Annotated in this window: 20 protein-coding genes; 19 read left to right on the top strand and 1 reads right to left on the bottom strand. The window is 43.5% G+C overall.

The annotated features are described in order from the left end of the window. Positions 1–80 precede the first annotated feature (80 nt). The 19 genes from spo0A (at position 81) to rsfS (ending at position 18553) form a co-directional block, all read left to right on the top strand. Positions 81–881: a sporulation transcription factor Spo0A gene (gene spo0A / locus EDD74_RS01830; RefSeq protein ID WP_008975795.1), complete on the top strand. Its 801-nt coding sequence runs from the start codon at positions 81–83 to the stop codon at positions 879–881. Between the two features lie 85 nt (positions 882–966). Beyond that, on the top strand, positions 967–2406 hold the full coding sequence (gene glgA, locus EDD74_RS01825) for a glycogen synthase GlgA (RefSeq protein ID WP_116442138.1): 1440 nt from the start codon (positions 967–969) through the stop codon (positions 2404–2406). Positions 2407–2460: 54 nt separating this feature from the next. Then, entirely contained in the window at positions 2461–3327 is an 867-nt protein-coding gene (metF, locus tag EDD74_RS01820) for a methylenetetrahydrofolate reductase [NAD(P)H] (RefSeq protein WP_008975793.1), read from the top strand. A gap of 5 nt (positions 3328–3332) precedes the next feature. Next, positions 3333–3980 (top strand): vitamin B12 dependent-methionine synthase activation domain-containing protein, encoded by a 648-nt coding sequence (locus EDD74_RS01815; protein WP_008975792.1) that lies wholly within the window; start codon positions 3333–3335, stop codon positions 3978–3980. Positions 3981–3983: 3 nt separating this feature from the next. After that, entirely contained in the window at positions 3984–6404 is a 2421-nt protein-coding gene (locus tag EDD74_RS01810) for a homocysteine S-methyltransferase family protein (RefSeq protein ID WP_116442139.1), read from the top strand. Between the two features lie 225 nt (positions 6405–6629). Next, positions 6630–8144 (top strand): 4Fe-4S dicluster domain-containing protein, encoded by a 1515-nt coding sequence (locus EDD74_RS01805; RefSeq protein ID WP_008975790.1) that lies wholly within the window; start codon positions 6630–6632, stop codon positions 8142–8144. Between the two features lie 506 nt (positions 8145–8650). Next, on the top strand, positions 8651–11290 hold the full coding sequence (gene alaS, locus EDD74_RS01800; protein ID WP_116442141.1) for an alanine--tRNA ligase: 2640 nt from the start codon (positions 8651–8653) through the stop codon (positions 11288–11290). A gap of 196 nt (positions 11291–11486) precedes the next feature. After that, on the top strand, positions 11487–11663 hold the full coding sequence (gene rpsU, locus EDD74_RS01795) for a 30S ribosomal protein S21 (RefSeq protein WP_008975787.1): 177 nt from the start codon (positions 11487–11489) through the stop codon (positions 11661–11663). 127 nt (positions 11664–11790) lie between these two features. Beyond that, on the top strand, positions 11791–12375 hold the full coding sequence (locus tag EDD74_RS01790; RefSeq protein ID WP_008975786.1) for an HAD family hydrolase: 585 nt from the start codon (positions 11791–11793) through the stop codon (positions 12373–12375). A gap of 18 nt (positions 12376–12393) precedes the next feature. Beyond that, positions 12394–13713: an aspartate kinase gene (locus tag EDD74_RS01785; protein ID WP_009261772.1), complete on the top strand. Its 1320-nt coding sequence runs from the start codon at positions 12394–12396 to the stop codon at positions 13711–13713. 22 nt (positions 13714–13735) lie between these two features. Then, positions 13736–14194, top strand: a complete 459-nt coding sequence (locus tag EDD74_RS01780; RefSeq protein ID WP_008975784.1) for a CBS domain-containing protein — start codon at positions 13736–13738, stop codon at positions 14192–14194. Between the two features lie 88 nt (positions 14195–14282). Further along, positions 14283–14591: a 50S ribosomal protein L21 gene (rplU, locus tag EDD74_RS01775; protein WP_008975783.1), complete on the top strand. Its 309-nt coding sequence runs from the start codon at positions 14283–14285 to the stop codon at positions 14589–14591. 8 nt (positions 14592–14599) lie between these two features. Continuing rightward, positions 14600–14932 carry a ribosomal-processing cysteine protease Prp gene (locus tag EDD74_RS01770; RefSeq protein ID WP_116442142.1) on the top strand — a complete coding sequence of 111 codons (333 nt, stop codon included), beginning with the start codon at positions 14600–14602 and terminating at the stop codon, positions 14930–14932. Between the two features lie 4 nt (positions 14933–14936). Further along, the gene (gene rpmA, locus EDD74_RS01765; protein WP_008975781.1) at positions 14937–15221 is read left to right on the top strand and encodes a 50S ribosomal protein L27; all 285 of its coding nucleotides are present in this window, start codon (positions 14937–14939) and stop codon (positions 15219–15221) included. Positions 15222–15361: 140 nt separating this feature from the next. Next, positions 15362–16648 (top strand): GTPase ObgE, encoded by a 1287-nt coding sequence (obgE, locus tag EDD74_RS01760; RefSeq protein WP_008975780.1) that lies wholly within the window; start codon positions 15362–15364, stop codon positions 16646–16648. 38 nt (positions 16649–16686) lie between these two features. Next, entirely contained in the window at positions 16687–16977 is a 291-nt protein-coding gene (yhbY, locus tag EDD74_RS01755) for a ribosome assembly RNA-binding protein YhbY (protein WP_008975779.1), read from the top strand. A gap of 15 nt (positions 16978–16992) precedes the next feature. After that, complete coding sequence (gene nadD, locus EDD74_RS01750) at positions 16993–17604, top strand: nicotinate-nucleotide adenylyltransferase (RefSeq protein ID WP_008975778.1); 612 nt, start codon at positions 16993–16995, stop codon at positions 17602–17604. Further along, positions 17601–18200 carry a bis(5'-nucleosyl)-tetraphosphatase (symmetrical) YqeK gene (yqeK, locus tag EDD74_RS01745; RefSeq protein ID WP_008975777.1) on the top strand — a complete coding sequence of 200 codons (600 nt, stop codon included), beginning with the start codon at positions 17601–17603 and terminating at the stop codon, positions 18198–18200. The genes nadD and yqeK overlap by 4 nt, the downstream gene beginning before the upstream one ends. 2 nt (positions 18201–18202) lie before the next feature. Continuing rightward, positions 18203–18553 carry a ribosome silencing factor gene (gene rsfS / locus EDD74_RS01740; RefSeq protein ID WP_116442143.1) on the top strand — a complete coding sequence of 117 codons (351 nt, stop codon included), beginning with the start codon at positions 18203–18205 and terminating at the stop codon, positions 18551–18553. 86 nt (positions 18554–18639) lie between these two features. Here rsfS and EDD74_RS01735 read toward each other — a convergent pair whose 3' ends face one another. Further along, positions 18640–19464, bottom strand: coding sequence for a MerR family transcriptional regulator (locus tag EDD74_RS01735; RefSeq protein ID WP_116442144.1), 825 nt, complete (start codon positions 19462–19464; stop codon positions 18640–18642). Between the last annotated feature and the right edge of the window lie 162 nt (positions 19465–19626).

Below are 19626 nucleotides of genomic sequence, written 5' to 3'. Positions count from 1 at the left end.
CTTTTTCTTGATTCGCCACCTGTGGCAAGTCTATAATGAATGCTGTGGAATGAAGGCAGAAATTGAAGGAGGATGTAGCCATGGGAAAACTGAATGTAGCTATTGCTGACGATAATGAGAGAATGTTGGATCTTCTTGGGGAACTGATCGATCGGGACAAGGAACTGACGCTGGTTGGAAAAGCGAACAATGGGGAGGATATGTGCAAAATTATAGAACAAAAACAGCCGGATGTCGTCCTTTTGGATCTGATCATGCCGAAAATGGACGGATTGAGTGTGATGGAACAGATCAACACAGATAAAAAAATCAAAAAGCATCCGAGTTTTATCGTTGTGACAGCTGTCGGACAGGAACAAATGACAGAAGATGCCTTTGAAAAAGGAGCGAATTACTATATTATGAAGCCATTTAACAACCGGATGCTGTTAGATAAGATCAAACATGTGAATCGAGTTTACCGCCCGGCAGCCCCGGACCGGGAACTGGAAAGCAGCAGGAAAGATCTGCCGGAGTATGATCTTGAGGAGGAAGTAACCGATATGATTCACGAGATCGGGATTCCTGCACATATCAAAGGATATCATTATCTGCGGGATGCGATCATAATGGCTGTGGAAGATATGGATGTGCTAAATGCAATCACAAAAATCCTCTATCCGACTGTTGCGAAGAAAAATCAGACAACATCAAGCCGGGTAGAGCGGGCGATCCGCCATGCGATTGAGGTGGCATGGACGAGGGGGAAATTGGAGACGATCGATGAAATGTTTGGATATACGGTCAGCAGCGGAAAGGGGAAACCGACTAACTCGGAATTTATCGCACTTCTTGCGGATACTATCCGCCTGAGAGGAAGACGCAGGCAGCTTGTGGAATAAAAAGGACTCAGTTCTATCTTATGTCTTTTCATTTTTCTGAAAATACGATATAATAACAGAAAGTAAAAAGTTTGGAGGGAATCATATGAAAAGGATTTTGTTCGCAGCGTCAGAGTGTGTGCCGTTTATCAAGACTGGGGGACTTGCAGATGTTGTAGGTTCGCTGCCGAAATACTTTGACAAAGAGAAGTATGATGTCAGAGTCATGCTTCCAAAATATATGTGTATGAAAGAAGAGTGGAAAGAAAAATTAGAGTATCGGACTCATTTTTATATGGACTTGAACTGGAGAACACAGTATGTCGGTGTGTTGGAATATGTGCACGATGGCGTGACATTTTATTTTATTGACAATGAATTTTATTTTAATGGGTTTGCCCCTTATGGCAATATCTATGAAGACATTGAGAAATTTGCCTTTTTCTCCAAGGCAGTTTTAAGTACGCTTCCGATAATCGATTTCCGGCCGGATATCATTCATTGCCATGACTGGCAGACCGGGTTGATCCCGATTTATCTTGATAATTTCCGATATTCTAATGAATACTATCGGAACATTAAGACGATCATGACGATACATAATCTGAAATTCCAGGGAACGTGGGATACAAAGACGGTGAGGGATATCACAGGATTGCCGGATTACTATTTTGTTCCGGATAAGCTTGAAGCATACAAGGATGCCAATTATCTGAAAGGCGGAATTGTCTATGCAGATCGCATTACAACGGTGAGTAACTCTTATGCAGAGGAGATCAAGATGCCGTTTTATGGAGAGAATCTTGATGGGCTGATGCGTGCACGGGCAAACTGCCTGCAGGGAATCGTGAACGGAATAGATTATGATGTCTATAATCCAAAGACAGATGAATTGATTACGAATAACTTCTCGGTGGAAAATTTCCGCAAAGAGAAAGCGAAAAATAAACTGGCGCTTCAGGAAGAACTTGGACTGGAGAAAAACGCAAAGACCATGATGATCGGAATCGTATCAAGACTGACAGACCAGAAAGGATTGGATCTGATTGCCTACATGATGGATGAGTTATGTCAGGAGAATATCCAGCTTGTCGTACTTGGAACCGGAGAAGAACGCTATGAGAATATGTTCCGCCATTTTGCATGGAAGTATCAGGGAAAAGTTTCGGCGAATATTTATTATTCAGAAGCATTGTCACATAAGATCTATGCATCGTGCGATGCGTTTTTAATGCCATCACTATTTGAACCATGTGGATTAAGTCAGCTGATGAGTCTGCGCTACGGAACACTTCCGATCGTGCGAGAGACGGGAGGACTGAAAGATACGGTGGTTCCGTACAATGAATTTGACAAGACCGGAACCGGATTCAGTTTTGCAAACTACAATGCACATGAGATGATGGACATCATACGTTATGCAGAACATATTTATTATGATAAGAAGAGAGATTGGAATAAGATTGTAGAACATGCAATGCAGCAGGATTTTTCCTGGGATAATTCTGCAAAACAGTATGAGCAGTTGTACGATGATTTGATCTAAGGCACACCCAAAATAACAGCATGAGAATATTGCAGCTAAGGAGATTACGAGAAGATGAAGATTATAGATAAATTACAGGAGAACAAAATACATATTTCATTTGAGATTTTTCCACCAAAGACGGATGCAGGAATTGAGGCCGTTTTAAGCGCCACAGAGCAGATCGCGAAGCTTGCACCTGCGTTCATCAGCGTCACTTACGGCGCAGGAGGCGGAACGAGCAAGAATACTGTACAGATTGCCTCGGATATTCAAAAGAAAATGGGTGTGACCAGCCTGGCGCATCTGACCTGTGCTTCTTCGACAAAAGAGGAAGTATTGTCGGTGGTAGACCGATTAAAGGCGGAGGGGATTGAAAATATCCTGGCACTGCGCGGAGATATTCCGGAAGGTCTGGAATTTCCGGAGACAGACCAGTATCATTACGCATATGAACTGATCCGAGAGATTAAAAAGCAGGGCGATTTTTGCATTGGGGCGGCATGTTATCCAGAGGGTCATGTGGAAAATGAACACAAAGAAGATGACATCGCTTATCTGAAGCAGAAGGTAGACTGTGGAGTGGATTTTCTTACAACGCAGATGTTTTTTGACAATGCGATTCTCTATAACTTCCTCTATCGTATTCGGGAAAAAGGGATCACTGTTCCGGTACTCCCGGGAATCATGCCTGTCACAAACAGCAGACAGATGACAAGAATCTGCAAATTATCCGGAACGGTTCTGCCGCAGCGGTTCCATGCGATCTTAGACCGTTTCGGGGAGAAGCCGGAAGCGATGAAGCAGGCGGGAATCGCTTATGCGACAGACCAGATCATTGATCTGATCGCCAACGGAATTGATCACATCCATATTTACTCAATGAATAAGCCGGAAGTGGCGGCAGCGATTATGACAAATCTGTCAGAGATTTTGAGGTAATGCCGATGGAAATGCGGATAAAGGAAGCAATCCGCTATCTTGGCTATGGAAGACATGCGGTAGATGATGGAACATTTGCACTGATCACAGAAGTTTTTAGAGAACTTGATCAGATAAAATGTGCGAAGTCAGTCTATCGCATTTTTGATTTGCAGGTCAAAGGAGCGGATCAGATAGAAATTGGCGGATGGACAGTCACAAGCAAAAACCTCTCAAAAAATCTTACGGGATGTGATCAGATTGTTTTGTTTGGGGCGACGCTTGGGACGGAGGTGGACAGATGGATCCGGAGATACTCTCTGACAGATATGGCGAAGGCAGTTGTCGGTCAGGCATGTGCTGCTGCGGAATTGGAAGAGTATTGTGATGACTGTCAAAAGAAAATCGCAGAAGAGTATCAGAGACAGGGAAGGTATCTGCGCCCGCGGTTTAGTCCGGGATACGGAGATTTCTCAATTTCCTGTCAGGAGACACTGATGCGGATGTTAGACTGTGCGAAGACGATCGGTCTTACCCTCACAGGAGGCGGGATGATGACACCGACAAAATCTGTCACCGCAGTGATCGGAGCCAGCACAGAACAACAGCCATGCCATATCAAAGGATGTGAGGCGTGTGAGAAGAAGGATTGTTTATACAGAAGGAGTAGTTAGAGGATGCTGTTAGAACGTTTGGGAAAAGAATTACTGTTTCTCGATGGAGGAATGGGCACATTGTTACAGGAGAAAGGGTTACAGCCGGGAGAACTTCCAGAGAGCTGGAACTTAAAAAGACCGGAAGAAGTCATTGCGATCCACCAGAATTATTTTGAGGCGGGAAGCGATATTGTACTGACCAATACTTTTGGCGCGAATGCGTTGAAGTTTCACAGTGAAGACTGTCCTTTGCAGGAGGTTGTCGCCAGAGCTGTGGAAAATGTGCGGGAGGCGGCACGGCGTGGTGTCAAAGATGGCAGAGAAATCTATGTGGGTCTGGATATTGGACCGACCGGAAAGTTGTTAAAGCCGATGGGAGATCTTGCCTTTGAGGATGCCTATGAGGCATTTGCAGAAGTAATGGAATATGGTGAGAAAGCCGGAGCAGATCTCATTCATATTGAGACGATGAGCGATACTTATGAAGTGAAGGCAGCAGTTCTCGCGGCGAAAGAGCGCACAAGTCTTCCCGTATTTGCAACGATGATCTTTGACGAACGCGGAAAGCTTTTGACGGGGGGAGACGTTCCTTCGGTGGTTGCGATGCTGGAAGGACTTCGTGTGGATGCCCTCGGAATCAACTGTGGTATGGGACCGGAGCAGATGCTTTCGATTTTGGAGGAACTTTTGACTTACACGTCGCTGCCTGTGATTGTAAAGCCAAATGCAGGACTTCCGAAACAGCGGGACGGGCAGACTTACTACGATGTAATGCCGGAAGAATTTGCTTCTACGATGAAACGGATTGTAGAGAAGGGCGCCTGCATTATAGGGGGATGCTGCGGAACAACACCGGCACATATCAGACAGATGACAACACTATGTCAGGGGATGAAGGCAGTTCCACCGGTAAAGAAGCACCATACACTCGTATCTTCTTATGGAACCTGCATAAGTTTTGGCAGAAAGCCTGTCATCATTGGAGAACGCATCAATCCAACTGGGAAAAAGAAATTAAAACAGGCATTGAAAGATGGAGATTTTGACTATATCCTGAAAGAAGGGATCATGCAGCAGGAGAAAGGCGCACATATTCTAGATGTCAATGTAGGACTTCCCGACATCGATGAAGTGGCAGTGATGGAAAAAGTGGTGACAGAACTTCAGAGTGTCACAAGCCTTCCACTTCAGATTGATACGGTGCTTCCGGAAGCGATGGAACGTGCGATGAGAATTTACAATGGAAAGCCGATGCTCAACTCTGTCAATGGGAAACAGGAGTCGATGGACCAGGTGTTTCCACTGGTGCAGAAGTATGGTGGCGTCGTTGTTGCGCTGACGATTGATGAAGACGGCATCCCGGATACGGCAGAGGGGCGTCTTGCAATCGCGGAAAAAATCATCTGTGAGGCGGAAAAATATGGGATCGATCGGAAAGACATTGTTGTTGATGTGCTTGCGATGACGATCAGTTCTGAACCGGAAGGAGCGCTTGTGACATTGAAAGCATTGAAACTCGTGCGGGAAGTATGCAAAGTAAATACGGTGCTTGGCGTATCCAATATATCTTTTGGACTTCCGAAACGTCCTGTGATCAATGCGCATTTTTATACGATGGCGATGCAGCAAGGGCTTACATCGGCAATCCTCAATCCGTTCTCGGAGGAGATGATGAATTCTTATTATGCGTTTTGTGCGCTGATGAACTATGATGAGAACTGTGCTTCCTATATAGAGCGGTACAGTAAAACTGTCGAGGAAGAACAACAGTCTATAGCGGGCAGTCCGACACAGGCCGGGCAGGAGATGTCCCGGGCGGGAGAAATGTCACTGCAGACAGCGATCGAACGTGGATTAAAGGAAGAGGCGGGACATCTTACGAGAGAGCTCGTCAGAGAAAAAGAGCCGCTTGCGATCATCCAGGAACAGTTGATCCCGGCGCTGGATGTTGTTGGAAAAGGATTTGAGAAGGGAACAGTCTTTCTTCCGCAGCTTCTGATGAGTGCAGAGGCAGCGAAAGAAGCATTTGCCGTGCTGAAAGAAGTGCTGGAACGAAGCGGACAAAAAGAGCAGAAGAAAGGAAAAGTGATCCTTGCTACAGTCAAAGGAGATATCCATGACATCGGGAAGAATATCGTGAAAGTTCTGTTGGAAAATTATAGTTTTGATGTGATCGATCTTGGAAAGGATGTGGATCCGGAGGTGATTGTGCATACTGCAAAACAAGAGGGAATCAGACTGGTCGGACTGAGCGCGCTGATGACTACGACTGTTGTGAGCATGGAAGAGACGATCCGATTGCTGCGGGAACACTGTCCGGACTGCAAAGTGATGGTCGGAGGTGCTGTTTTAAATCCGGAATATGCAGAGATGATCGGGGCCGATTTCTATGGAAAAGATGCCATGCAGTCTGTCTATTATGCGCAGCGTGTATTTGCATAAAGACCTCTCATATAAGATAGCAATCTCCTTCCAAATATGGAAGTGGGAGAGTGGAAGCAAGTTACATTGTATCTGAAAGAATGCATTCGAGAACATTGACAAACGATTAACACTCTTTTATGATTAAAGTAATAATGTATCGGAACCGATGTCCGATGGAAAAGCAGCTTGTGACATTGTAAAAATGTCATGGATATATGCTGGAAAGATAAAGGAGGAAGAAGAATGGGAATGCGAGGATTAGAAACACCTGTCAGAAAAATCAGAAGACAAGTATTCCGTGAAGTATCGAAAGTAGCATTTGAGTCAACATCAGAGAATCTGATTGAAGAGATTGAGGAAATCCCATATCGTCTTGTGACGGAGGATGGAGAAAAATATAGGGACAGTATGTATCGTGCGAGAGCTGTTGTCAGTGAGCGTGTACGCCTTGCGATGGGAATGTCTTTGCGTCCGGAAGACCGTCCGGTTCATATTACAGCAGGAGTGGAAGAAAGTAATATTTCTGAGAAGTATTATGAGCCGCCGCTCATGCAGGTTGTGCCATCTGCGTGTGCTGCGTGCGAAGAGCGTGGATATGAGGTCAGCAATATGTGTAAAGGCTGTCTGGCACATCCATGTGCAGAGGTCTGTCCAAAAGATGCGATCTCTATGGTAAACGGACATTCTTATATCGATCAGTCAAAGTGTATCAAGTGTGGAAAATGTAAGTCTGCCTGTCCATACGATGCAATTGCAAAGAAAGAGCGCCCATGCGCGAGAGCATGCGGAGTAAATGCGATTGTCAGTGACAAAGTAGGAAGAGCAAAGATTGACAATGAGAAATGTGTTTCCTGTGGAATGTGTATGGTAAGCTGTCCATTCGGAGCAATCTCGGATAAGTCACAGATCTTTCAGTTGGGAAGAGCGCTCAGAGAAGGCGGCGAGATCATTGCAGAGATTGCACCTGCCTTTGTTGGACAGTTTGGAACGGATGTCACACCAAGAAAAATTAAGTCTGCATTATTGGACTTAGGCTTCAGCGAAGTATATGAGGTCGCACTGGGAGCGGATATTGGAGCTGTTTCAGAGGCGCATCACTATGCGGAAAAAGTAGCTACGGGAGAGTTGCCATTCCTTCTGACATCTTGCTGCCCGTCGTGGTCTATGCTTACAAAGAAATTTTTCCCAGACCTTGTAGACGAAGTTTCTCAGGAATTGACACCGATGGTTGCGACTGCAAGGACGATCAAACAGAAGCATCCAAATGCAAAGGTGGTATTTATCGGTCCGTGTGCGTCAAAGAAATTGGAGGCATCAAGAAGAAGTGTGCGCAGTGATGTGGATTTTGTGATCACTTTTGAAGAACTGCAGGCGATGTTTGATGCGAAAGACATTGATTTTGATAATTATGAAGGAGAATCCTCCTTCCATGATGCAACCGGAGCCGGCCGTGGCTATGCAGTGGCAGGTGGTGTCGCAAATGCGATCGAGCAGTGTATCAATGAGTATTATCCGGATATCGATGTGAAGATCGAACATGCAGAAGGACTTGCAGAGTGTAAAAAATTGTTGACACTTGCAAAGGCAGGCAAGATGAATGGATGTCTGATCGAAGGAATGGGATGTCCGGGAGGATGTGTTGCCGGAGCGGGAACGAATCTTCCGGTGAATAAAGCACAGGCAGAATTGAAAAAATTTGTGTCAACTTCTACTAAAAAGCTTCCTCCAAAAGAACTGGCAGAGATCGAGTTGAATTAGAAGCAGAAGGAAGAAGCTTTGCACGGCTTTACAAATGCAGAGTGCTGTGTTATGATAACAGAAGAAAAGTCGGAGAGAAAGATCCGAATGGAGGGAAGAATATGGCATTTTTTGCAGAACTTATTATCACAGTTGTGAAAATGGTATTTCTGATGGCAGTAGCAGTTCTTGGAGTCAAAGCCGGACATGCTCTGCGTGTCAGAAAAGAAAAAAAATAAGAAGATCCCCTTTCAAATGAAAAGGAGAAGGACACTGCCTACGAGAGAGATTGCAGTAAGTTATCAGGTCTGTCCGGCAGAGAATGCCGCAGACAGACAGCGTATGCGATCTCAGTTGAATAGGCAGTGTTTTTTATTACAGAAGTGTAATCTTTTTGCCGCCTGGATCAGAACGGCATGTTTTCTGCTGTCTGTTCATTGACAAGGCAGGCAAACCTATTTATAATTAGGAAGTATTTAGCAAATAAGTCGATCAGACATGAAATAGTTTGCCTTAGGAGGAAAAGTATGAAACAATACGGAGTAAATGAATTGAGAAAGATGTTCCTTGAATTTTTTGAGAGCAAAGGACATCTTGCAATGAAGAGTTTTTCACTGGTGCCGCACAATGACAACAGTCTGCTCCTGATCAACTCGGGAATGGCGCCGCTGAAACCATATTTTACAGGACAGGAGATTCCGCCGCGCAAGCGCGTGACAACCTGCCAGAAGTGTATCCGTACCGGAGATATTGAGAATGTCGGAAAGACAGCACGCCACGGTACATTTTTTGAGATGCTTGGAAATTTCTCTTTCGGAGATTACTTTAAGAGAGAAGCTATCCAGTGGTCATGGGAATTTTTGACAGAAGTGGTAGGACTTGATGCAGACCGCTTATATCCGTCTGTGTATGTGGATGATGAGGAAGCATTTGAGATCTGGAACAAGGAGATGGGAATTCCGGCAGAGCGTATCTTCAAGTTTGGAAAAGCAGATAATTTCTGGGAGCATGGAGCTGGTCCATGTGGTCCATGTTCTGAGATCTACTATGACCGCGGGGAGAAATACGGATGCGGAAGCCCGGATTGTACAGTTGGATGTGAATGCGACAGATATATGGAGATTTGGAACAATGTATTCACTCAGTTTGACAACGATGGACATGGAAATTATTCTGAGTTAGAGCAGAAGAATATCGATACCGGTATGGGATTGGAACGTCTTGCTTCTGTTGTGCAGGATGTAGATTCTATTTTTGATGTGGATACTGTCAAAGCACTTCGTGATAAAGTGTGTGAAGCAGCGAACGTGACTTACAAGAAAGATGCGGATCAGGACGTATCGATCCGTCTGATCACCGATCATATCCGCTCTGCAACATTTATGATTTCAGATGGAATCATGCCGACAAACGAAGGACGCGGGTATGTACTTCGCCGTCTGATCCGCCGCGCGGCAAGACATGGCCGTCTTCTTGGAATTGAAGGAAAATTCCTTGCAAAATTAAGTGAGACAGTCATCGAAGGTTCCAAAGACGGGTATCCGGAATTAGATGAAAAGAAAGATTTTATCTTCAATGTGCTGACGCAGGAGGAAGATAAGTTTGACAAGACAATCGATCAGGGATTGCATATTCTCTCGGTGATGCAGGAAGAGATGAATCAGGCCGGAGAAAAGGTACTTTCTGGAGAAAATGCATTTAAACTGTATGATACTTATGGATTTCCACTTGATCTGACAAAAGAAATTCTGGAAGAAAAAGGTTATGGAATTGACGAGGAAGGTTTCCAGGTAGCAATGGAAAAACAGAGAGTCCAGGCAAGAGAAGCCCGCAAAGAGACAAACTATATGGGTGCAGATGCGACTGTATATGATGAAATCGATCCGTCTGTCACAACCGAATTTGTCGGATATGACACACTGTCCTGTGATTCTAAGATCACAGTGCTTACAACAGAAAGTGAGATCACGGAAGCGGTTGCAGATGGACAGAGAGCTACAATCTTCGTAGAGAAGACACCGTTTTATGCTACAATGGGTGGACAGGAAGGCGATACTGGAATCATCCATACTGCAGATGCAGAGTTCGCAGTAGAAGAGACGATCAAGCTGCTCGGAGGAAAATTCGGACACATCGGTCGTGTGACAAAGGGAATGTTCCGCACAGGAGATACTGTGACACTTGAGGTGAGATCGAAAGAACGCTTGAATACATGTAAGAATCACAGTGCAACACATCTGCTCCAGAAGGCATTAAAAACAGTACTCGGATCTCATGTGGAGCAGAAAGGTTCTCTTGTGACACCAGACAGACTTCGTTTTGACTTCGCACATTTTTCTGCGATGACAAGAGAAGAGATTGAGGCAGTAGAAGCGCTTGTAAATGAAGAAATCGCAAAGAACAATCCGGTCGTAACAGAAGTAATGAATGTGGAAGAGGCGAAAAAGACAGGTGCAATGGCACTTTTCGGAGAAAAGTACGAAGAAGATGTGCGCGTTGTCACAATGGGAGACTTCTCTAAAGAACTTTGCGGTGGAACACATGTAAGTAATACTGGTCTGATCACAACATTTAAGATCGTGTCCGAATCCGGTGTGGCAGCTGGTGTGCGCCGTATTGAAGCGCTGACTGGGGACGGTGTATTTGCTTATTATAAAGCACAGGAACAGAAGCTTGCAGAAGCGGCAAAATTATTAAAAGCAACACCAGAGAATCTGGCGGAGAAAATCAGTCATCTGCTCGCAGAGACAAAGTCACTTCACAGTGAGATCGAAAGCTTAAAAAGCAAAGCGGCTCAGGAAGCTGTCGGCGATGTGATGAATCAGGTAGAGGAGATTTGCGGAGTGAAAGTGCTTGCAGTCCGTGTGGAAGATGTAGACATGGGAGGACTTCGTGAGCTTGGCGATCAGTTAAAAGAAAAACTCGGAGAAGGAGTTGTAGTGATCGCTTCAGCAGCAGGTGGTAAGGTTAGCCTGATGGCGACAGCTACAGAAGGTGCGTTAAAGAAAGGTGCTCATGCAGGAAATCTGATCAAAGCAATTGCTGGTCTTGTAGGTGGAGGCGGCGGAGGTCGTCCGAATATGGCGCAGGCTGGCGGAAAGAATCCAGAAGGAATTGACGCAGCATTGTCGAAAGCGAAAGAAGTGTTAGCAGAACAGATTCAGTAGATGCGTGCAAACTGGTTGATTTTTTTGAAAAAGTCTGAAAAAAGAAGAAAAAAGTAATAAAAATCATTCCGGAAATTTGCAGGAAACTATTGACGAAATCAAAAAATATGCTATAATCATATGTAGTGCAATAAAAATACCCGAACAGTCGTATGATGCACAATATAGGGCTGGAGGGGAGGTTAGGTGTGAGACTATGTCAAATGTAATCGTAAAAGATAATGAGACGTTAGATAGCGCTTTACGCAGATTCAAAAGAAACTGTGCAAAAGCTGGTATTCAGCAGGAGATTCGTAAAAGAGAACATTACGAAAAACCAAGCGTAAGACGTAAAAAGAAATCTGAAGCTGCTAGAAAACGTAAATATAATTAATGAATATGTGCAGAAGTGAGGAGTGTTTTTACAAACACTCCTTTTTCAATGTGTAAAGATAGAAAGAGCTTAAATGGTTTTATATAAATGAAATGATGAGAAGAATACAAAAAAGAGGAGGAAAAAGATGATAGATACTGTGATTTTTGATCTTGGGAAAGTGCTTGTTGAGTATGACTGGGAATCTTATCTAAAGCAGTTTTGTTTTGACGAGAAGACTTTTCAAGTGTTGGCAGATGCGATTTTCTTAAGTGAGGCCTGGATCCTTGGGGACCAGGGTGCTGTTACACCAGAAGAATGGCTGCAGTGCTTCCTTCAAAATGCACCGCATAATGAGAAGGAGGTGCGGCAAGTATTTGAAGGACTTGCGGGCTGCATACATAAATTCCCTTACACAGATCGTCTCATCGCTCATTTTCGTGAAAAAGGGTGCCGGATCTATTATCTTTCCAATTATTCGGAAGGATTATATGAAATGACAAAAGAGGAACTGGGATTTATCAATAGCTTTGACGGAGGTGTTTTTTCTTACAAAGAAAAATGTATAAAACCGGAAGAAAAGATATACAAAACCCTTCTGACGAGGTATAATATAAAACCGGAGAATGCGATATTCTTTGATGACAGACCAGAGAATGTAGAGGCGGCAAAGATGCTCGGCATCCAGGGCGTTGTTTTTACACCAGAAGTTGCAGAAGAATATCTTGGATAAATGAGAGGAAGGTACCGAATGAGAAAAGTAGTAAAATTTGGCGGGAGTTCGCTTGCAAATGCGGCTCAGTTTAAAAAAGTAGGAGAGATTATCCGGGCGGATCAGACAAGACGCTATGTAGTTCCATCTGCACCGGGAAAACGGCATATTAATGACACGAAAGTCACAGACATGCTCTACCACTGCTATGAACTGGCAGAGAAAGGAAAGAAATTTCTCCCACTGTTAAACGAGATCAAAGCACGCTATGAAGAAATCATTGACGGACTTCAGCTGGAGTTATCTCTTGATAAAGAATTTGAGGTGATCGCGGAACAGTTTTTAAAAAAGGCAGGAAGAGATTATGCGGCATCCAGAGGAGAATATCTGAATGGGATTGTTATGAGCAGTTATCTGGGCATCACGTTTATTGATGCGGCAGAAGTGATCTTTTTTGATAAGCAAGGAAATCTTGATCTGACACGGACCGAAGATGTACTCGCGAAACGTCTTGAAAATGCAAATCGTGCGGTGATTCCGGGATTTTACGGAATGGGAGCGGATGGAAAGATCCACACATTTTCAAGAGGAGGATCAGATATTACGGGATCGATCGTGGCAAAGGCTGCGAAGGCGGATATGTATGAGAACTGGACGGATGTTTCGGGATTTCTGATTGCAGATCCAAGGATTATCCACAATCCTCAGCCGATCGAGACGATCACATACAGAGAGTTGAGAGAGCTTTCTTATATGGGGGCCACAGTCCTGCACGAGGATGCTATCTTTCCGGTGAGAAAAGACGGAATTCCGATCAATATCCGCAATACCAATGCACCGCAAGACCCTGGTACGATGATCGTGGAAAGTACTTGCCGTCAGTCGAAGTATACGATCACCGGGATTGCAGGAAAAAAAGGATTTGCTTCGGTTCATATTGAAAAAGAAATGATGAATGCAGAGATCGGTTTTGGGCGAAAAGTTCTTCAGATTTTTGAAGACAATGAGATTCCGTTTGAACATATGCCGTCAAGTATTGATACGATGACAGTGCTTGTGGATCAGTCTGTGTTTGAGGAGAAAGAGCAGGCTGTAATTTCCGGAATTCAGCGGGCAGTACAACCGGATCATATTCAGCTGGAATCAGACTTCGCTTTGCTTGCCGTTGTTGGACGAGGGATGGCGCGTGCGAGAGGAACAGCCGGGCGCATTTTCTCTGCTTTGGCACATGCAAATGTCAATGTCAAAATGATCGATCTTGGATCCAGTGAGTTAAATATTATTATCGGAGTGAAAAATGAGGAGTTTGAAACTGCCATCCAGGCAATTTATGATATCTTTGTAAAAACACAGATTTAACAGCTAAAGAGAGGACAGATATATGAACATTTTATTTTTTCTAAGACCGAAGAGTGATCTTGCATATGTCTATGACAATCACACATTGCGACAGGTGTTAGAAACAATGGAGCATCATAAATATTCTTCTGTTCCGGTATTGAACCGGGAGGGAAAATATGTGGGAAGCATCACAGAGGGCGATCTTCTCTGGTGGATCAAGGATCATGCCAATCTTGACCTGAAAAAGGCGGAAAATATTCTGATGACAGAGGTCACAAGACGTTATGATTATCAGGCCGTGAATGCAGGCGCAAAGATGGAGGATTTGATCGACCGCGCGATGGAGCAGAATTTCGTCCCGGTCGTAGATGATCAGCAGAATTTTATCGGAATCATCACAAGACGCGAGATCATCAGCTACTGCTATAAGCATATGGAAAGAGGAATAAAAAGTATAAAAAAAATCAGTAAACCTATTGACACAATGAAAAACAGATGATAGTATATAGGAGATGCCGCACAGCGAGGTATAAGAATCTTATTTAAGGTCACCAAAGCTGGCGAGTAATGATAATAGGAGGTGCCATATGTACGCAATTATAGCAACAGGTGGTAAACAGTACAAAGTAGCCGAAGGCGATATCATTAGAGTAGAGAAACTTGGTGTAGAAGCTGGAGAAACTTTCACATTTGACCAGGTGCTTGCAGTTAGCGATGCTGAATTAAAAGTTGGAAATCCGACAGTAGAAGGTGCAACAGTTACAGCTTCTGTAATCGGAGATGGAAAAGCTAAAAAAGTTATCGTTTACAAGTATAAGAGAAAAACTGGATACCATAAGAAAAATGGTCACAGACAGCAGTACACAGCTGTTAAGATCGAAAAGATCAACGCTTAATCAAGACCATGATTCAGGTAACGATTTTAAAAAATGAAAAGCATGCATGTGTTGGTTTTCGTACGAAAGGACATGCCGGAATGAGCGAGGCGGGGCAGGATATTGTTTGCGCAGCAGCTTCGGTACTGATCATTAATACAGTGAATGCAATTGACCGTTACACATCAGATGAGACAAGTTTGGTATCGGATGATGAGGAAGGTGTAATTGAATTTGAACTGCCAAATAGTCCTTCGGAGAGGGCTGCACTGTTGTTGGATGCGATGATTCTCGGTCTTGAGAGCATAGTAGATGACGAAAACTACGAGCAATATATTGATATAACATTTGAGGAGGTGTAAGACCATGATGAAATTAAACCTTCAATTTTTCGCTCACAAAAAGGGAGTTGGTTCTACAAAGAACGGTAGAGACTCTGAATCTAAGAGATTAGGTGCGAAAAGAGCTGACGGACAATTTGTAAAAGCTGGAAATATCCTTTACAGACAACGTGGAACAAAGATTCACCCAGGAGTTAACGTAGGACGCGGTGGAGATGATACTTTATTCGCTTTAGTTGACGGAGTTGTAAGATTCGAAAGAAAAGGAAGAGATAAGAAACAAGTTTCTATCTATCCAGTAGCAGAATAATAAGTATGAAAATAGGCTTCAAATCATCAGGTTTGGAGTCTTTTTTAAATTCTACTATCTATCATTACAAGATTCTGATATAATAATAGCATTCATGGAACAATAGAACAGAGAGATTGACATAGAAAGGAAACAAAAATATGTTTGCAGACAGAGCAAAAATTTATATCCGTTCCGGAAAAGGCGGGGATGGACATGCAAGTTTCCGGAGAGAATTGTATGTGCCAAACGGCGGACCGGACGGAGGAGACGGCGGAAAAGGCGGAGATGTGATCTTTGAAGTAGATGACGGACTCAACACACTTGCAGATTACCGTCATAGAAGAAAGTATGTCGCAAAAGATGGAGAACAGGGTGGAAAGCGCAGATGTCATGGGAAGAATGCGCCGGATATCATCCTGAAAGTTCCAGAAGGAACGATCATCAAAGAGGCAGAGTCTGACAAGGTGATCGCAGATATGTCCGGAGAAAATAGAAGACAGGTAATTCTCAGGGGAGGAAAAGGAGGACTTGGCAATCAGCATTTTGCAACTGCGACGATGCAGGTGCCGAAGTATGCACAGCCAGGACAGCCTGCACAGGAACTCTGGGTGAATCTGGAACTGAAAGTGATTGCGGATGTTGGGCTGATCGGATTTCCAAATGTAGGAAAATCGACGTTCCTCTCTCGTGTGACAAACGCAAATCCGAAGATTGCAAATTATCATTTTACAACATTGAATCCGAATTTAGGTGTTGTAGATTTTAAAGATGGCGGAGATGGCTTTGTAATCGCTGACATTCCGGGTCTGATCGAAGGAGCATCACAGGGAGTTGGATTGGGATATGAATTTTTACGTCACATTGAGCGTACAAAGATGATGATCCATGTTGTCGATGCGGCTTCTTCGGAGGGAAGAGATCCGATTGAGGATATTTATAAGATCAATGCAGAACTGGAAAATTACAACAGCGAGATCGCAAAGCGTCCTCAGGTGATCGCGGCAAATAAGACAGATTTGATTTATGCGGAGGATGAAGATCCGGTAGAGAAGATTCGGGCGGAGTTTGAGCCAAAAGGAATCAAAGTATTTCCGATTTCCGGTGTTTCCGGTGAGGGTGTGCAGGAACTCCTCTACTATGTACGTGAACAGCTGAAGACATTGGATGTACCTCCGGTTATTTTTGAACAGGAGTATTTCCCGGAGGAGGAATTAATTACGATCGATCTTCCTTATACGGTAGAGAAAGAAGACGATGTATATGTTGTGGAAGGGCCAAAGATCGAGAAGATGCTTGGTTACACCAATCTGGATTCCGAGAAGGGATTTGCGTTCTTCCAGAAATTCTTAAAAGATACCGGTATTCTTCAGCAGCTTGAAGATGCAGGCATCCAAGAAGGAGACACTGTGCGGATGTATGGTCTGCAGTTTGACTATTACAAATAGAAAAGAGTTTTTGACAGAGAAACAGAGGTGGATAAAAGATGACAACAAAACAGAGAGCATATTTAAAGAGTCTTGCTATGACGATGGATCCAATTTTCCAGATTGGTAAATCCAGCATGACACCTGCGCTTACTGAGGCGATCAGCGAGGCGCTGGAGGCAAGAGAACTGATTAAAATCAGTGTTTTAAAGAACTGTGCAGATGATCCAAAAGAACTTGCACAGTTGATCGCAGAACGAACACGGGCACAGGTTGTGCAGGTGATCGGAAAGAAAATCGTACTTTACAGAGAAGGAAAAGACAATAAAAAGAAAATTATTCTGCCGTAAAGGAGAATGAGAACAATGAAAATCGGAATCATGGGTGGGACATTTGATCCGATCCACAATGGTCATCTAATGCTCGGAGAGTACGCAGCCAGACAGTTCCGCCTCCAGAAAGTGTGGTTCCTGCCAAATGGAAATCCACCACACAAATCAGGGGAGACCGCAGTCCGGCATCGGATTGAGATGGTGAAACTGGCTCTGGAAGGGCATGACCGTTTTGAATTGAATCTGTACGAGGCAGAGAAGGGAACCGTATCGTATTCTTATGATACGATACGGAACTTAAATGAACTTTACCCGGAACACGAATTTTATTTTATCATAGGCGCGGATTCGCTTTTTTCCATTGAGTCATGGAAATGTCCGCAAAGCCTTTTGTCTGACTGTACGATTCTGGCGGCATGCCGTGATGAGAAAGATCAGTCGCAGGTACAGGAGCAGATTGATTATCTGAAGAAAAAGTATCAGGCGGGGATAGAGCTGCTTCTCACACCGATGATGGATGTTTCCTCAAGTGATATCCGTCAGATGGTCCAGTATGGAATGGATATCAGCAGTCTTGTTCCGCCTGGAGTCAAAGAGTATATTCATGAGCACAGACTGTATCTTACGGAGGAAAAGGGAAAGTGAAAGAAAATGCAAACATTCATGCAATTAAAAAAGAAGTAAAACTACATCTCGACAGTGACAGATATGAGCATACGCTTGGAGTGATGTACACAGCTGCTTCACTGGCGATGTGCTACGGGGAAGATATTGAGAAGGCGATGACTGCAGGGGTGCTTCATGACTGTGCCAAAGGGATTCCAAACAGTAAGAAAATAAAGCTGTGCGAAAAATACCAGATCGAGGTCACAGAGTCTGAAAAGAAAAATCCAGAATTGCTGCATGCAAAGCTTGGCGCTTATATGGCAGTACACAAATATCATGTCGGTGATGAGACGATTGCGCAGGCAATCACATCTCATACGACCGGGCGGCCGGGAATGACACTTCTTGAGAAAATTATTTATATTGCAGATTTTATAGAACCGGGAAGGAAAGAGATTCCAAAACTGGACGAGATCCGAAGGATGTCTTTTCAAAATATTGATCAGGCATTGTTTACAATCTTGGAAAATTCTCTCGCCTATTTGCGGACACGGGATAAGGTGATCGATCCGATCACAGAGAAGACTTATCTATATTACAAAGACTTATTTGAAAAACGGACAGAGGAGGCATAAAAATGGATCACTCAAAAGAAATGGTGCGTCTTGCTTACGAGGCGCTGAGCGATAAAAAGGGAGAAGATATCCGTATCATCGATATCTCACAAGTATCTGTACTTGCAGATTATTTCATCATTGCAAATGGTTCCAGTGAAAATCAAGTAAAAGCGCTGGTCGACAACGTGGAAGAATATCTGCACAAAGGTGGATACGAAGTAAAACAAAGAGAAGGACAGGGACTCGGAAATTGGGTACTGTTAGATTTCGGCGACTTGATCGTGCATGTATTTGACAGAGAAAACCGTCTGTTCTATGATTTAGAGAGAATCTGGAGCGATGGAAGAACGGTAGAGATCGAATCTTTATAAAAGAAAATCAAAAGAACAGATGTCTGAAAGCGGAACAGGACTTTCGGCATCTGTTTTTTTGATTCCGAAAACAGATAAGAAGAAATTTAATTTTTTTCCACACGGCAAGTGATCCGGATAATAAAATCTTCTTCATTCTGCACTGTCAGGCTATCTAAGATGGCATCTTCATAGAAATGTGTACCGAGCTCCAGATTGTTTTGCTCTGCGTAATGGAGCATTGTGCGGTAAGTACTTTCCAGAGTCTTCCAGTCCCCTTTATGATAGGCGGCCATATAATTTCCGGCAGGTTTTTGGACAAAGGCTATATTTTTGGGCTTTCTGTCAAGCATCTGGTAGAAGACACGATAGTTATTGAAGATCCCGTTTCGGATATCGGTTGTTTTTTGTTGATATCCGATTGCATAGGGACTTTTGATTTCGTGTTCTGTACAGTAGTCCAAAAATGTTCCGATTGCAGCTGCCCATATTTGGTCATCGCTCTCTCCTCCGATCGCTGACTGGATCAGATAGCGATCGGGTTCCGGACAGACGGTAATAGTATGTGTATCTTTTTGGAAATGTTTTTCGATGAACTGTCTTTTCGTATGCATCAATTGTTTGAGCATTTTTAATTCGTTGATTTTCTTTTGCAGGAGTTGTTCTTTCTCCTTGAAAAGTTTTAAAAATTGCTGAGGAGTTCGTGAGTCCATGTAACTTTGGATTTCAGCTAATGGCATATTTAGTTCCCGGAGGATGGAAATAACCTCCAGAATTTCGAATTGTGCAACAGAATAATAGCGGTAGCCATTTTCTTCCTGTTTGATTTCAGGAGAGAAAAGCCCAATCTCATCATAGTAAAATAAAGTATGTTTTGTGACCCCGGCAAGCTTTGCAAATTCTCCGGTTGTCATATATATTTTTTTCTCCATAAAAAAATCTCCTCTTGACTATCGGGTTACCCTATACTTTATTATATCTTTTGGTAAAAAAAATACAAGGAGCTTCCTGTATAATTCAAATATAAGGAATTCCAAGAAAGAAGGTTGAGAAAAAAATACCTCAGTGTAGAATAAGATTACTGACTTTGCACG

This window comes from Faecalimonas umbilicata (genome assembly GCF_004346095.1).
GTDB classification, from domain to species: Bacteria; Bacillota; Clostridia; order Lachnospirales; family Lachnospiraceae; genus Faecalimonas; species Faecalimonas umbilicata.
Note: the sequence above shows the minus strand (reverse complement) of the source record. Positions and strands in the feature narration are given on the sequence as shown.